Origin of the sequence: Microvirga lupini (assembly GCF_014191055.1) — a bacterium.
Classification (GTDB): Bacteria; Pseudomonadota; Alphaproteobacteria; order Rhizobiales; family Beijerinckiaceae; genus Microvirga; species Microvirga lupini_A.
In genome coordinates this window covers 337,321-351,243 of sequence record NZ_JACHWB010000003.1, presented here as the reverse complement: position 1 = coordinate 351,243, position 13,923 = coordinate 337,321, and the positions used below count along the sequence as shown (strand labels likewise).

The following is a 13,923-nucleotide window of genomic DNA, read 5'->3' as shown; positions in this document are numbered from 1 at the left end:
CGGCATCATCGCCGCGGCCAAACGTCAAACTTGAAGCGCTTACTCGGCGGCCTCGGACGGAGGCAGCTGCTCCGCCTCGTTGGCGGCGCGCTTGGAATTGGTCAGCTCCACGTTGAGGCCGAGCGAACGCATTTCCTTCACGAGAACGTTGAAGCTCTCCGGAATGCCCGACTCGAAGGTGTCGTCGCCACGAACGATGGCTTCGTAGACCTTGGTACGGCCGGCCACGTCGTCCGACTTGACCGTGAGCATTTCCTGCAGGGTGTAGGCGGCGCCGTAGGCCTCCAGAGCCCAGACCTCCATTTCGCCGAAGCGCTGGCCGCCGAACTGGGCCTTGCCGCCCAGCGGCTGCTGGGTGACGAGGCTGTAGGGGCCGATGGAGCGGGCGTGGATCTTGTCGTCCACAAGGTGGTGGAGCTTCAGCATATAGATGTAGCCCACGGTCACCTTGCGGTCGAAAGCCTCGCCGGTCTTGCCGTCATAGAGCGTGACCTGACCCGACGGGTCGAGGCCGGCCTTCTGCAGCATGACCTCGATGTCCGATTCCTTCGCGCCGTCGAAGACGGGCGTGGCGAACGGAACGCCGCGGCGCAGCTTGTTGCCAAGCTCGGCCAGCTCATCGTCGGAAGCCTGCTCGATTTCCGGCAGGTTGCCGTAGATCGACACCAGCTGATCGCGAAGCCCCTTGGACTGGCCCGACCGCATATAGGCATCGACCGCCTGGGCGACCTGCTTGCCGAGACCGGCAGCAGCCCAGCCGAGATGCGTCTCGAGGATCTGACCCACGTTCATGCGGCTCGGCACGCCCAGCGGGTTGAGCACGATGTCCGCGTGGGTACCGTCCTCGAGGAACGGCATGTCCTCGATGGGAACGATGCGCGACACGACACCCTTGTTGCCGTGGCGGCCGGCCATCTTGTCGCCCGGCTGGATCTTGCGCTTCACGGCCACGAAGACCTTGACCATCTTCATGACACCCGGAGGAAGCTCGTCGCCGCGCTGCAGCTTCTCGACCTTGTCGAGGAAGCGCTGCTCAAGGCGCTTCTTCGACTCGTCGTACTGCTTCTGCATGGCCTCGATCTCGGTCATCAGAGCATCGTCTTCGACCGCGAACTGCCACCACTGCGACCGCGGGTGCTCGTTGAGGAGCTCGCGGGTGATCTTCGTGTCCTTCTTGAAGCCCTTCGGGCCAGCAACGGCGCTCTTGCCCGAGAGGATCTCGGCCAGACGCGCATAGGTGTTGCGGTCGAGGATCGCCTGCTCGTCGTCGCGGTCCTTCGCGAGACGCTCGATTTCCTCACGCTCGATGGCCTGGGCGCGCTCGTCCTTGTCCACACCGTGACGGTTGAACACACGGACTTCCACGATGGTGCCGGTCACGCCCGGGGGCACGCGCAGCGAGGTGTCGCGAACGTCCGAGGCCTTCTCGCCGAAGATGGCGCGCAGAAGCTTCTCTTCCGGCGTCATCGGGCTCTCGCCCTTCGGCGTGATCTTGCCGACCAGGATGTCGCCCGCATGGACCTCGGCGCCGATATACACGATGCCGGCTTCGTCCAGGTTCTTCAGCGCCTCTTCCGACACGTTCGGAATGTCGCGCGTGATTTCCTCAGGACCCAGCTTCGTGTCGCGGGCCATCACCTCAAACTCCTCGATGTGGATCGAGGTGAAGACGTCTTCCTTCACGATCCGCTCGGAGAGCAGGATCGAGTCTTCGAAGTTATAGCCGTTCCACGGCATGAACGCGACGAGCACGTTCCGGCCGAGCGCCAGCTCGCCATATTCGGTCGACGGACCGTCGGCGATGATGTCGCCCTTGCGCACGAGGTCGCCGGCGCGGACCAGCGGCTTCTGCGTGATGCAGGTCGACTGGTTGGAGCGCTGGAACTTCTGCAGGCGGTAGATGTCGACGCCCGGACGGGTTGGATCCGTGTTCTCCGTCGCGCGGATAACGATACGGGTCGCGTCCACCTGGTCGACGACGCCGGTGCGGCGGGCCGCAATGGCAGCACCCGAGTCGCGGGCTACGACCGCTTCCATGCCGGTGCCGACGAACGGAGCGTCCGCCTGCACGAGCGGCACGGCCTGACGCTGCATGTTCGAGCCCATGAGCGCGCGGTTCGCGTCGTCGTTCTCGAGGAACGGGATGAGCGCGGCCGCAACCGACACGAGCTGCTTCGGCGACACCTCCATGAGGTCCACCCGGTCCGGAGCCACGACGATGTTGTCACCGGCGCGGCGGCAGATCACGAGCTCTTCCGTCAGCGTGCCGTTGGCGTCGAGGGTCGAGTTGGCCTGGGCGATGTTGTACTTCGCCTCTTCCATGGCCGAGAGGTAGATCACCTCGTCGGTCACGCGGCTATCGCGCACGCGGCGGAACGGCGTCTCGATGAAGCCGTATTTGTTGACGCGGGCGAAGGTAGCCAGCGAGTTGATCAGACCGATATTCGGGCCTTCCGGCGTCTCGATCGGGCAGATGCGGCCGTAGTGCGTCGGGTGCACGTCGCGCACCTCGAAGCCGGCGCGTTCGCGGGTCAGACCGCCCGGGCCAAGCGCCGAGAGACGACGCTTGTGCGTGACCTCGGAGAGCGGGTTGGTCTGGTCCATGAACTGCGAGAGCTGCGAGGAGCCGAAGAACTCGCGCACCGCGGCAGCCGCGGGCTTCGCGTTGATCAGGTCCTGCGGCATGACGGTGTCGATATCGACCGACGACATGCGCTCCTTGATCGCGCGCTCCATGCGGAGCAGGCCCAGGCGGTACTGGTTCTCCATGAGCTCGCCGACCGAACGCACACGGCGATTGCCGAGGTGGTCGATGTCGTCGATCTCGCCCTTGCCATCACGCAGGTCCACGAGCGCCTTCGTCACCGCCAGGATGTCCTCGCGACGCAGGGTGCGCACGGTGTCCTCGGCGTCGAGATCGAGGCGCATGTTCATCTTCACGCGGCCGACCGCCGAGAGGTCGTAGCGCTCGGCGTCGAAGAACAGCGAGTTGAACATCGCTTCCGCCGTGTCGAGGATCGGCGGCTCGCCCGGACGCATCACGCGATAGATGTCGAACAGGGCGTCCTCACGAGAGGAAGCCTTGTCGATGGCCAGCGTGTTTCGGATGTAGGGGCCTACGGTGACATGGTCGATGTCGAGCACCGGGATCTCGGTGAAGCCGGCTTCGTCCAGACCCTTCAGCAGCTTCTCGGTGATCTCGTCGCCGGCCTCGGCGTAGATCTCGCCGGTGGACGGATTGACGAGGTCCTCGCCGATATACTGACCGTAGAGGTCCTCATCGGTCGCGCGCAGGTTCTTGAGGCCCTTCTCGGCCAGCTGGCGGGCCGTACGGGCGGTCAGCTTCTTGCCGGCCTCGAGCACGACCTCGCCCGACTTGGCGTCGATCAGGTCCACGGAGGCCTTGAAGCCTTTCATGCGCTCCGCATCGAACGGCACCGACCAGGCGTCGCCGTCTCGGGTGTAGGCGATGCGGTTGTAGAAGGTGGTGAGGATCTCCTCGCCGTCGAGACCGAGAGCGTAGAGCAGCGACGTGACCGGAAGCTTACGCTTGCGGTCGATACGGGCGTAGACGATGTCCTTGGCGTCGAACTCGATGTCGAGCCATGAACCGCGGTACGGGATGATGCGGGCAGCGAACAGCAGCTTGCCGGAGGAGTGCGTCTTGCCCTTGTCGTGGTCGAAGAACACGCCCGGCGAACGGTGCATCTGCGAGACGATCACGCGCTCGGTGCCGTTCACGATGAAGGTACCGTTGTCGGTCATGAGCGGCATGTCGCCCATGTAGACGTCCTGCTCCTTGATGTCCTTCACGGAGCGGGCGCCGGTATCCGGGTCCACATCGAACACGATGAGGCGCAGCGTGACTTTCAGCGGCGCAGCGAAGGTCATGCCCCGCTGGCGGCACTCGTCCACGTCATACTTCGGCGGCTCGAACGTGTACTTCACGAACTCGAGCAAGGCAGTATTCGAAAAGTCCGAAATCGGGAAAACCGATTTGAAGACGGCTTGCAAGCCCTCTTCCGGCCGGCCACCCTTTGGCTCTTCGACCATCAGGAACTGGTCGTAGGATGCCTTCTGAACCTCGATGAGGTTCGGCATCTCCGCCACTTCCTTGATTTTTCCGAAGAACTTGCGAATGCGCTTCCGGCCGATCAGTGTGTTGGCCATCTGGACCTCGTTCCTCATACACGGCTAATCGAGAACCCCGGGATCGGGCCTCTGGAGTAGCCGCCCGGCGAAAGCGCCGGTTTTCGAACCAATCAGGGCTCTCTGCGAGCCCTTTCAGACATCGTCAAAGAAGCCCGGCCTCTTTGACGACACAACGGCCCCAGGCAAAAACGCCTGGGACCGTGTGTTTTGAACCCCGATTTCTCGGGGGTAACCCTGCGGCCTTGAAGGCCGCAAAATTACTTAAGCTCGACCTTGGCGCCGACCTTCTCGAGGGTCGCCTTGATCTTCTCGGCTTCGTCCTTGGCAACGCCTTCCTTAACCGGCTTCGGCGCACCTTCGACGAGGTCCTTAGCTTCCTTGAGGCCCAGGCCCGTGATACCACGGACTTCCTTGATGACCTCGATCTTCTTGTCGCCGGCCGAAGCGAGAACGACCGTGAACTCGGTCTGCTCTTCAGCAGCCGGAGCACCGGCGCCGGCGCCCGGAGCAGCAGCAACGGCAACAGCCGCAGCAGCGGAAACGCCCCACTTCTCTTCGAGCATCTTCGAGAGCTCAGCGGCCTCGAGAACGGTCAGCGACGACAGATCGTCAACGAGCTTGGCAAGATCAGCCATTTCTTAGTTCCTTAGGTTCAGTTCGAACGATTGATTGTGTTGAGGTACGGCCTCACGCCGCTTCGCCTGTTTTGGCATAGGCCCCGAATACGCGGGCGAGCTTCGCCGCCGGCGCAGTGCTGAGCTGAGCGATCTTGGTCGCCGGAGCCTGGATAAGGCCGACGAGCTTGCCGCGCAGTTCATCAAGGGACGGCAGAGTGGCAAGCGCCTTCACTCCGTCCACGTTCAGGGCGGTCGTGCCCATTGCGCCGCCGAGGATCACGAGCTTGTCGTTCCCCTTAGCGAAATCAACAGCGACCTTGGGCGCCGCGACCGGATCGCTCGAATAAGCGATCAGGGTCGGACCTTTCATGAGGCCCGAGATGGACGCGACGTCCTTGCCTTCGAGAGCGATTTTGGCGAGGCTGTTTTTGGCGACCTTCACGGTGGCGCCGGCCTGCTTCATCTGCGCGCGCAGCTTCTGCATGTCGGCGACCGTGAGGCCGGCATAGTGGGCGACGACGACAACGCTCGTGGTGTTAAACACGTCGTTGAGAGTCGAGACGAGCTCGCGCTTTGCTGCTCTTTCCACTGGGCTCTCTCCGGTTGGCGGAAATTTCCGCCGGTTGCATTTGCCGTTCAAGGCCCGGACTTGCGCCCGGAGCATCCTGAACGACGCTCTCGCAAGCCCTGTCCCCCAAATGACGCCTGGCGGCGCACCGGGTGAGATGGTTCGAACCGACTCCCTTCATCTGCGTTAGCAGATGGCAAACTCGGCTTCCCCGTCTATGCAGGCCCTTACGAATTAAACCGGCAAGCCGGCACCTGCAGTCTTGGACAGGACATAGCCGGAACGCGCCAAAAGTTGCCTCTTGGCTCGCCGGCCTGTCACCGCCCCGTCTCCGGGACGGATTCTCAGCCTACCGCCCGCGCAAAAGCGGAGCCTCGGCCTATGTTGGAAACTCAAAGAATCCCTATAATCCTTTTTCCCCCTCTTGCCAAGGGGCAGGGTAGGATAAGTTTAAGGATTTCGTGGTCGCCCTGGCAGCAGGGCACATGGATCCCCTTCCCGAGGCCGATGCCAAGTAGCACGGACGAAGGTGTAAAACATTCAATTCTTGCCAAGGAAGTTCCGAATAGTCAGCCCGCCCGTAACGACGAGGCCGATAGCACTAAGTGCGCTGATCACCTGCCCTAGATCGGCGATAAAGTCGATCATGTCGAGAATGGCATACATGCTCCACGGCCCTCGCCTGTAACAATGTGATAGCCAACGGCCTTATGCGCAAGAGCCCTGAAATAAAAGAGCCCGGCACGGGTGCCGGGCTCTGTAATGTCTATGTCCTGAGCCTTAGGCGTTGAGGACCGAAGCGGGGTCGACCTTCACACCGGGGCCCATCGTCGAGGAGACGGCGACGCGCTGGATGTAGGTGCCCTTGGCGCCCGTGGGCTTCGCCTTGGAGACGGCATCGGCGAAAGCCTTGATGTTCTCCACGAGCTTGGCCTCGTCGAAGGACGCCTTGCCGATGCCGGCATGGACGATGCCAGCCTTCTCGACACGGAACTCCACGGCGCCGCCCTTGGCAGCTTCCACGGCACCCTTCACGTCCATGGTGACCGTTCCGACCTTCGGGTTCGGCATCAGGCCGCGCGGGCCGAGCACCTTACCGAGACGGCCGACGAGCGGCATCATGTCCGGGGTGGCGATGCAGCGGTCGAAGTCGATCGTGCCGCCGTTGACGGTCTCGAAGAGTTCCTCGGCGCCCACGATATCGGCACCGGCAGCCTTGGCCTCGTCGGCCTTGGCGCCGCGGGCGAACACGGCCACGCGAACCGTACGGCCGGAGCCGTTCGGCAGGTTGCAGACGCCGCGGACCATCTGGTCGGCGTGGCGGGGATCGACGCCGAGGTTCATCGAGATCTCGATTGTCTCGTCGAACTTCGCCTTGGCGCGTTCCTTGATCAGCTTCACCGCGTCCTGGATCGGGTAGAGCTTGGTGGCATCAACGCCCTCGCGGGCGGCGCGGATGCGCTTACCTTCTTTCACAGCCATCATGCCCTCCTTATGCCACTTCCATGCCCATCGAGCGCGCGGAGCCCTCGATCATGGCCATGGCGGATTCAACGGTGTCGCAGTTGAGATCGACCATCTTCTTCTCGGCAATCTCGCGGATCTGGTCGCGGGTCACGCGGCCGACATTGCCGCCCTTGCCGGGGGTCTGCGAACCCTTGTCGATCTTCGCGGCCTTCTTGAGCCAGTACGAGACCGGGGGCTGCTTCATCTCGAAGGTGAAGGAACGGTCCTGATACGCGGTGATGATCACCGGAATCGGGGTGCCCTTCTCCATCTGCGCGGTCTTCGCGTTGAAGGCCTTGCAGAATTCCATGATGTTCAGGCCGCGCTGACCGAGCGCCGGACCGATCGGCGGCGACGGGTTGGCTGCGCCTGCGGGCACTTGAAGCTTAACGTAGCCCGAGATTTTCTTTGCCATAGGACTGCTCCTAATGGACCACCCGCCCGGAGCCTACCGAACGGAATGGCAGTTGCAGATCGCGGTCCAGTCCCAAAACCCCGGCTGGCAACCGGGCAGACCTCCCGCGGATGAAAGGCCCTCTCGGAGAGCCTGGAAAGTGCCACCAGAAAGGTGCCACTTCCCGCCGATCAGACCTTTTCGACCTGACCGTATTCGAGTTCGACCGGCGTCGCGCGGCCGAAGATGGACACTGCTACCTTGAGGCGGGCCCGGGCGTGGTCGACTTCCTCGACGACGCCATTGAACGAGGCGAACGGCCCGTCGGAGACGCGGACCTGCTCGCCGATCTCGAAGCTGACGGAGGGCTTCGGGTGGTCGACACCCTCGGCCACCTGGCCCTTGATCCGCTCGGCCTCACGATCCGGGATCGGAACCGGCTTGGACTTGTCGGCGCCCAGGAAGCCCGTCACCTTCGGGGTATTCTTGATGAGGTGGTAAACCTCGTCGGTCAGGTCGCACTTCACCAGCACATAGCCCGGGAAGAACTTGCGCTCGGTATCGACCTTGCGGCCGCGGCGTACCTCGACGACCTTCTCGGTCGGAACCATGACCTCGTCGAACTTGTCCTCAAGGCCACGCTGGGCGGCCTGGTCCTTGATCGACTGGGCGACCTTGTTCTCGAAGTTGGAATAGGCGTGGACGATGTACCAACGCTTCGTCATTGCATCCACCCCTTAACCGCCAAGCCCAAGAATCACCGAGCGGACGCCCCAGCCGATCGCCTGATCGACGACCAGAAAAAAGATGCTGGCAACCACCACCATCACGAACACCATGGCGGTCGTGATCATGGTCTCCTTGCGCGTCGGCCAGGTCACCTTCGCGGCTTCCGAGCGGACCTGCTGTATGAAATCGAACGGGTTCGTCTTCGCCATTTCTCTGCGCCCGCCCCGCCTTAAGAGCGGCAGCGAACGTCCTCTGAGGGCACGCTTGAGCCCAAATTGAAGGGGCGCGAGGCTGTTTCTCAAGCCTCGCGCCACCTGTTCAAACCATCTGCGGAGCGCTCTTTAGAGCAAAACGCCCGCTTTGTCGACCGCTGGCAGGAGTGGAGGGACTCGAACCCCCAACCCCCGGTTTTGGAGACCGGTGCTCTAGCCGATTGAGCTACACTCCTCCGGCGGTCAACAGGTGGCGGAAACCCGCCACCTGGATCTCATTAATCCATCACGGCGGCGACGACGCCGGCGCCGACGGTGCGGCCGCCCTCACGGATGGCGAAGCGCAGCTTCTCCTCCATGGCGATCGGCGCAATCAGCTCCACTTCCATCGTGATGTTGTCGCCCGGCATCACCATCTCGGTGCCCTCAGGCAGCTTCACCACGCCCGTCACGTCCGTCGTGCGGAAGTAGAACTGCGGACGGTAGTTGCCGAAGAACGGCGTATGACGACCGCCCTCTTCCTTCGTCAGGATGTAGGCCTCGGCCTTGAACTTCGTGTGCGGCTTGATCGAGCCCGGCTTGCACAGCACCTGGCCGCGCTCCACGTCCTCGCGCTTCGTGCCCCGCAGCAGAACGCCCACGTTGTCGCCCGCCTGGCCCTGGTCGAGCAGCTTGCGGAACATCTCAACGCCCGTCACCGTCGTCTTGACCGTGTCCTTCAGGCCCACGATCTCCACTTCCTCGCCGACCTTCACCACGCCGCGCTCCACGCGACCCGTCACCACCGTGCCGCGGCCCGAGATCGAGAACACGTCCTCGATCGGCATCAGGAACGGCTGGTCGATCGGACGCTCCGGCTGCGGGATGTAGGCATCCACCTCGGCCATCAGCTTGAGCACCGCATCGCGGCCGATCTCAGGCTGGCGGTCCTCAAGAGCGCACAGAGCCGAGCCCTTCACGATCGGAATGTCGTCGCCGGGGAAGTCGTACTTCGACAGAAGCTCGCGCACCTCAAGCTCAACCAGGTCGAGCAGCTCGGCGTCGTCGACCATGTCGACCTTGTTCATGAACACCACCAGGGCCGGCACGCCCACCTGGCGGGCCAGAAGGATGTGCTCGCGGGTCTGCGGCATCGGGCCGTCGGCCGACGACACCACCAGGATCGCGCCGTCCATCTGCGCCGCACCCGTGATCATGTTCTTCACGTAGTCGGCGTGGCCGGGGCAGTCCACGTGGGCATAGTGACGGTTGGCCGTCTCGTACTCCACGTGCGCCGTCGAGATCGTGATGCCGCGCGCCTTCTCTTCCGGCGCCTTGTCAATCTGGTCGTACGCCGTGAACTGCGCACCGCCCGACTCCGCCAGAACCTTCGTGATCGCCGCCGTCAGAGACGTCTTGCCATGGTCCACGTGACCAATCGTCCCAATGTTGCAGTGCGGCTTAGTCCGCTCAAACTTTTCCTTCGCCATGTGATTTCTACCTTACAGAGGCCAGGAACAAAAAACCTAGGGCGTCCCGATATTGCGGTTGCGCTCTTTGCGCAAGAGCGAATTTCGATATTGCAGAACCTAATGCCCGATAACCTGATCCTTCACGTAATGAAGGCAAGATCGCCGCCCCCTCCCTTTGAGGAGTGTTTGGTCTGCATAAAGGCACTTCAGCCGCAAATTACAAGGGAGGCAGGGCATGCAGAGGAAGGTGGAGCGGCTGACGGGAAGCGACCCCGTATTCAGCATGGAAAGCTGGCCAACATCGCTTCAAGTCCCTCTCATCGGCCTAACACCCATAATAAACCCTTGTGCTTCCTGGCATTTTCCACAATCCGGGCTCCCCTGCCCGGTTGCCGGCGATTCGTGGCTCGTGTTTATCACTGCGGATCTACCTGTCGAACCTTCGAATGTCCTCCGAGCCCAGCTTGGGAACGTACACCCGAGAACGCTTCAAGTTGACCGTGGGTCACATTAAGTGGGCGGAGGCAATAGTCGTGAACGGGCGTGTCCAGGATCGCGGCCACCAGTTGGTCGATACGACCTCCCCAGGCCTCCTGCTACGCGTAACGCGAAAGGCTCGCTGACGAATCGGTTGCGCGATTCACGGCACGTGGGAGGGGACGCCTTGCCGGACGATCCCGCTTCCCTCTCTGGTAAGGAACACCGGGAAAGGCACTTGGGTCTCCAAGCCGGCGAACGCGAAACAGCCGAGCTATCCACTACGGGAGCCCCGGCTAGGGCTTCGACAAAGATGGCTTAAGCGCTTGGTTACAGCTGTGATCCGACTCGGGTATCTCCTTACCACAGGAAAGGCGGCCCCATGGCCACGTAGTCTCCCGGCGGGATCCATTTTGGTCACCAAGCCAGCTATCGCCCGGATGCCTTGTGCCGGTCATGGTTCTTCGAGACCGCGCAAAGAGCACGAGGAGGAGTTCATCCGGTTCTGGAACGAAGTTGTCGGCAAGGGCGACGAAGTCTGGCAGAAGGGGCAAGCGCGGCTTCCGCAACCCTCACCACTCCAGAAACTGCCGAGTTAAGCGCAGCGGGGAAGCTTCGGTGTCGGGTCAGGGGACAGCGACGGACAGCCGCTCGCCCACTGGCCGGGCTGTGACACTTCACAGAGGAACGGGCTTGCCAGCCTACGGGTTGATTGTCTGACGCAGATCCGCGTCTGATCTCCCCGGAGGAAGCCATGCCGATGGACAAAGATCGTGTGAAGGGCGCCGCCACCCGCGCCGGCGGCAAGATGAAGCAAGCCGCCGGCGACATGACCGGCGACACCAAGATGCAGACCGAAGGCAAGCTGGACCAAGCCAAGGGCAAAGCCCAGAATGCCATGGGCAGCGCCAAGGACGCGCTCAAGAAGTAGGCCGCCAAGCGGAAGAACGCGTAGCAGCCCTACCGAACCGAGGTGGGGCTGCTAACAGGCTTTGGCCCGCTCCTGACAATCTGGTTTCCCTACCCGCCGGCGGATTCGCCTGCTACCTAGCAGACCCTGACCCGCCAGGGTCAGTCTACGCTCCGCCTCCCACGTTTCTCCTATTGCGGCCATCACCAGGGGGAGCTGCTCGTCCGACATAGATCCGTGCGCCTCAGTCACAAGGCGCCGTGTAGCATCGGCGGAAATGCTCCACCGGAGCACGCGTCTGGGTCATTGCGGGCATGAAGCAACGAGGCCTCGTGGGCCAGTTAATCTTCAACCCTTGCAGCCAAGCCCACTCCACGGGGATCACTCGTCAGCTTACGCCAATAGGAGTATGCTAGATATATTAGTCGCACGTTGACAGGAGTGAGCCATGAACAGGCATCACACCCTCGCTTGGTTCGCGTGCAGCGTTCTGTCGGTGGCTACGCTTAGCTCAGTCTCGGCACAGCAGCACACGATGCCCAGGTCATCCAGTGACCAGGAAATTATCAGAAGTGCCATGGCGGCGGCCCCACCTGCCATTGCCAAGGACGCGACCATTATTGACGTGTCCAAAGAAGGCAAGATACGCAGTGTCCGGAAGGGGACGAATAACTTCACCTGCATGGCGGACAATCCTAGCACCCCAGGTCCCGATCCCATGTGCGGTGATGAGAACGCCATGGCTTGGGCGCAGGCTTGGATCGAGCATAAGGACCCGCCCGCCGGGAAGGTCGGCTTCATGTACATGTTGGCAGGGGGCACGGACGCCAGCAATACCGATCCCTATGCGCAACAGCCCGAACCGAACAACAATTGGGTCAAGACTGGTCCTCACGTCATGGTGGTCGGAGCCAAGGGCATGATGGAAGGCTATCCGCGTGCTGCGATGCCAGACACCTCTCGGCCCTACGTCATGTGGGCGGGCACACCCTACGAACACCTGATGCTGCCGGTGCAGACTTCCAAGCCGATGGGCAAAACGGCAAGAAGATAGGTTTGCTCCAGCCGCCGCCTCGAATGAAAGGCACTTTTCCTCAGCATCCATTCAGGATCAGAAGGAGATCATTGTGCTTATGACGCAATGAAGTGAAGCTGTGGTCGCACACCGTACCCTCATAGGGCCCGTGCAGCTCCTCTTGGCGCTCCCGCTCACTGCAGACATAGCGCAGTCCGAGCCTGCGACATTTAAGCATGACGGCCACTTGCGGGTGGTGGAGCACTCGTACACGCAAATCGCTCGGTCAGTCGAGCAAACAGACCTCGCACGCCACCGGGACGCCGCCGTGGGGAAGCGCGAGCACGACCGGGTGCTGCGCAGCATAGGACATCAAATGGGGGACAAGCGCACGTCCGGCGTCGGCCCGGTTCCTAAAGCTCAGATCCTCCGGATGCATGGATCTTCCTCTACGGTTTCCAAGACCTCTGGCGCACCGTGACAGGGAATGATGTCCCGGAGCGATTTCACGACGGGCCTCGATCTATCGCGATGTGGTTCGTGTCCACGCGGGCGGATCGCTGGCTGGGAACGACTCGAGATCGGCTTCCTCGACAGCATCCGGAGCCTCCTCAAAGTCGTCGGAAATGCTGACCAGATCGGAGTGTCCGAAGCCCTTGGAGTAGTCGAGCACCGAGATGACCGTCGGTGTCACGCGGAAGATGCGGATCTCACCCGGGCTCGGCATTGGTCCTGACAGGGAGGTCTGTTCGGGATACTTCCGCACCAGCATCTTCATCACCCTACCCGCATCGGCCGGGTCAGTCACCGCCTGCGCATGCCCCGCCAGCGACAGGCCGGAGATCGCCATGATGTCCGACGTGTCGTGGTCAATCGTCAGAGACACGCGATCATCCCGCGACAGGTTGGCTGCCTTCTGGCTGTCCAGGCCGCACAGGAAGTAGAGGGTGAGGCCCTCGCTGGCGTAGCCGACGGTGGTCGCCTGGGGCCAGCCGTCGGGTCTCAGGGTGGCAACCGTCATGATCCGGTGCTGGTCCAGCAGCGTCAGGATCTTCCGTCTGATGTCCTCGTGCATCTGCCGCCTCCATGATGGCGCGCAATCCAACGCGGAATGAACTGATAGGGGTCAGCTATCGGGACCTCTGCAGGCGATTCAGCCGGATCGTCCAGTGGGACGGCCAGAACGCCAGTACGGCCACGATGAGGGTCAGCAGCAGGAGCCCCACCATCATTTGGACGACGCCGAAGTTCACGGCGTCTTTGGCCACGAACCAGCTCGTCACGGCACCTGCCGCAATCATCAAGAGGCGAACGACCCATCCGATCATGTCTTCCTCCCCTGCAGGTTGGAGATCACAAAGCCTAATGCTGCATCAGCACCAAGACACGCGTCGAGTATACCACCTTTTCATCGGCTTTTTTTGATCGGGATCAAGGCTGGTGCGAACGAACCGGCTCAACATCGACCGGCCCTGTTCTACAGAGACGACCGCCAAGCTGCCTCAGGTTAATCCAATTATCCTGCTTAACTTAGATTAACAGCGCAAAAGGAAGCGTCTCAAGAACGAGAACACCAGCGAGGAAGCCATGTCTACAGATGTGCAGCACCCGCGCTTTCAGGAAATATCGAGCACGGATCGTGTGTATTCGCCTGACATTCTACCCAGGCTCCAGTCGCTCCTGGCCGACTTGGCCGACATCGACTTTGCCTGTGAGAAGAGCCTCAAAGCCATCGAACGCGGCCTGGGCGATGAGAGCCTCAAGCGCAGGAGGATCGCCCAGCTTTGGCGGGACCGCCAGGAACGCCGTGCACCCTACGTTGCGGCGCTCGAAGAGCTGCAGGAGCAGGTCAAAGCCTGCTTCGACTAGCCGACGCGGCCCTGAGGTTGCAG

General features: G+C 62.2%; 14 protein-coding genes and 1 tRNA gene. 3 read left to right on the top strand and 12 right to left on the bottom strand.

Annotated features, from left to right (window positions below; genetic code table 11):
• Positions 1–39 precede the first annotated feature (39 nt).
• The 10 genes from rpoB to tuf form a co-directional block, all read right to left on the bottom strand.
• Positions 40–4,170: a DNA-directed RNA polymerase subunit beta gene (gene rpoB / locus FHR70_RS13215; protein ID WP_183450863.1), complete on the bottom strand. Its 4,131-nt coding sequence runs from the start codon at positions 4,168–4,170 to the stop codon at positions 40–42.
• Positions 4,171–4,409: 239 nt separating this feature from the next.
• The gene (gene rplL, locus FHR70_RS13210; protein WP_091139863.1) at positions 4,410–4,787 is read right to left on the bottom strand and encodes a 50S ribosomal protein L7/L12; all 378 of its coding nucleotides are present in this window, start codon (positions 4,785–4,787) and stop codon (positions 4,410–4,412) included.
• Between the two features lie 52 nt (positions 4,788–4,839).
• Positions 4,840–5,358: a 50S ribosomal protein L10 gene (gene rplJ / locus FHR70_RS13205; protein WP_099511381.1), complete on the bottom strand. Its 519-nt coding sequence runs from the start codon at positions 5,356–5,358 to the stop codon at positions 4,840–4,842.
• Between the two features lie 519 nt (positions 5,359–5,877).
• Positions 5,878–6,003, bottom strand: coding sequence for a hypothetical protein (locus FHR70_RS24340; RefSeq protein WP_281381337.1), 126 nt, complete (start codon positions 6,001–6,003; stop codon positions 5,878–5,880).
• 114 nt (positions 6,004–6,117) lie between these two features.
• Positions 6,118–6,819: a 50S ribosomal protein L1 gene (gene rplA, locus FHR70_RS13200; protein ID WP_183451649.1), complete on the bottom strand. Its 702-nt coding sequence runs from the start codon at positions 6,817–6,819 to the stop codon at positions 6,118–6,120.
• Positions 6,820–6,829: 10 nt separating this feature from the next.
• Positions 6,830–7,258, bottom strand: a complete 429-nt coding sequence (gene rplK / locus FHR70_RS13195) for a 50S ribosomal protein L11 (protein ID WP_099511377.1) — start codon at positions 7,256–7,258, stop codon at positions 6,830–6,832.
• Between the two features lie 170 nt (positions 7,259–7,428).
• Positions 7,429–7,962 (bottom strand): transcription termination/antitermination protein NusG, encoded by a 534-nt coding sequence (gene nusG / locus FHR70_RS13190; protein ID WP_183450861.1) that lies wholly within the window; start codon positions 7,960–7,962, stop codon positions 7,429–7,431.
• A gap of 12 nt (positions 7,963–7,974) precedes the next feature.
• Positions 7,975–8,175, bottom strand: coding sequence for a preprotein translocase subunit SecE (gene secE, locus FHR70_RS13185; RefSeq protein ID WP_183450859.1), 201 nt, complete (start codon positions 8,173–8,175; stop codon positions 7,975–7,977).
• Between the two features lie 162 nt (positions 8,176–8,337).
• Positions 8,338–8,414, bottom strand: a tRNA-Trp gene (locus tag FHR70_RS13180).
• Between the two features lie 42 nt (positions 8,415–8,456).
• Positions 8,457–9,647, bottom strand: coding sequence for an elongation factor Tu (tuf, locus tag FHR70_RS13175; RefSeq protein ID WP_183450857.1), 1,191 nt, complete (start codon positions 9,645–9,647; stop codon positions 8,457–8,459).
• A 1,219-nt stretch (positions 9,648–10,866) separates the two neighbouring features.
• On the opposite strand from tuf, the gene FHR70_RS13170 reads away from it, so the two are divergent.
• Positions 10,867–11,037, top strand: a complete 171-nt coding sequence (locus FHR70_RS13170) for a CsbD family protein (protein ID WP_183450855.1) — start codon at positions 10,867–10,869, stop codon at positions 11,035–11,037.
• A gap of 427 nt (positions 11,038–11,464) precedes the next feature.
• On the top strand, positions 11,465–12,070 hold the full coding sequence (locus tag FHR70_RS13165) for a hypothetical protein (RefSeq protein WP_183450853.1): 606 nt from the start codon (positions 11,465–11,467) through the stop codon (positions 12,068–12,070).
• A 484-nt stretch (positions 12,071–12,554) separates the two neighbouring features.
• Here FHR70_RS13165 and FHR70_RS13160 read toward each other — a convergent pair whose 3' ends face one another.
• Both FHR70_RS13160 and FHR70_RS13155 read right to left on the bottom strand, forming a co-directional pair.
• Entirely contained in the window at positions 12,555–13,106 is a 552-nt protein-coding gene (locus tag FHR70_RS13160; protein WP_183450851.1) for a pyridoxamine 5'-phosphate oxidase family protein, read from the bottom strand.
• Positions 13,107–13,161: 55 nt separating this feature from the next.
• Positions 13,162–13,359, bottom strand: coding sequence for a hypothetical protein (locus tag FHR70_RS13155; protein WP_183450849.1), 198 nt, complete (start codon positions 13,357–13,359; stop codon positions 13,162–13,164).
• A 259-nt stretch (positions 13,360–13,618) separates the two neighbouring features.
• Here FHR70_RS13155 and FHR70_RS13150 point away from each other — a divergent pair, with 259 nt between their 5' ends.
• On the top strand, positions 13,619–13,900 hold the full coding sequence (locus FHR70_RS13150) for a hypothetical protein (protein ID WP_183450847.1): 282 nt from the start codon (positions 13,619–13,621) through the stop codon (positions 13,898–13,900).
• Positions 13,901–13,923: the final 23 nt, after the last annotated feature.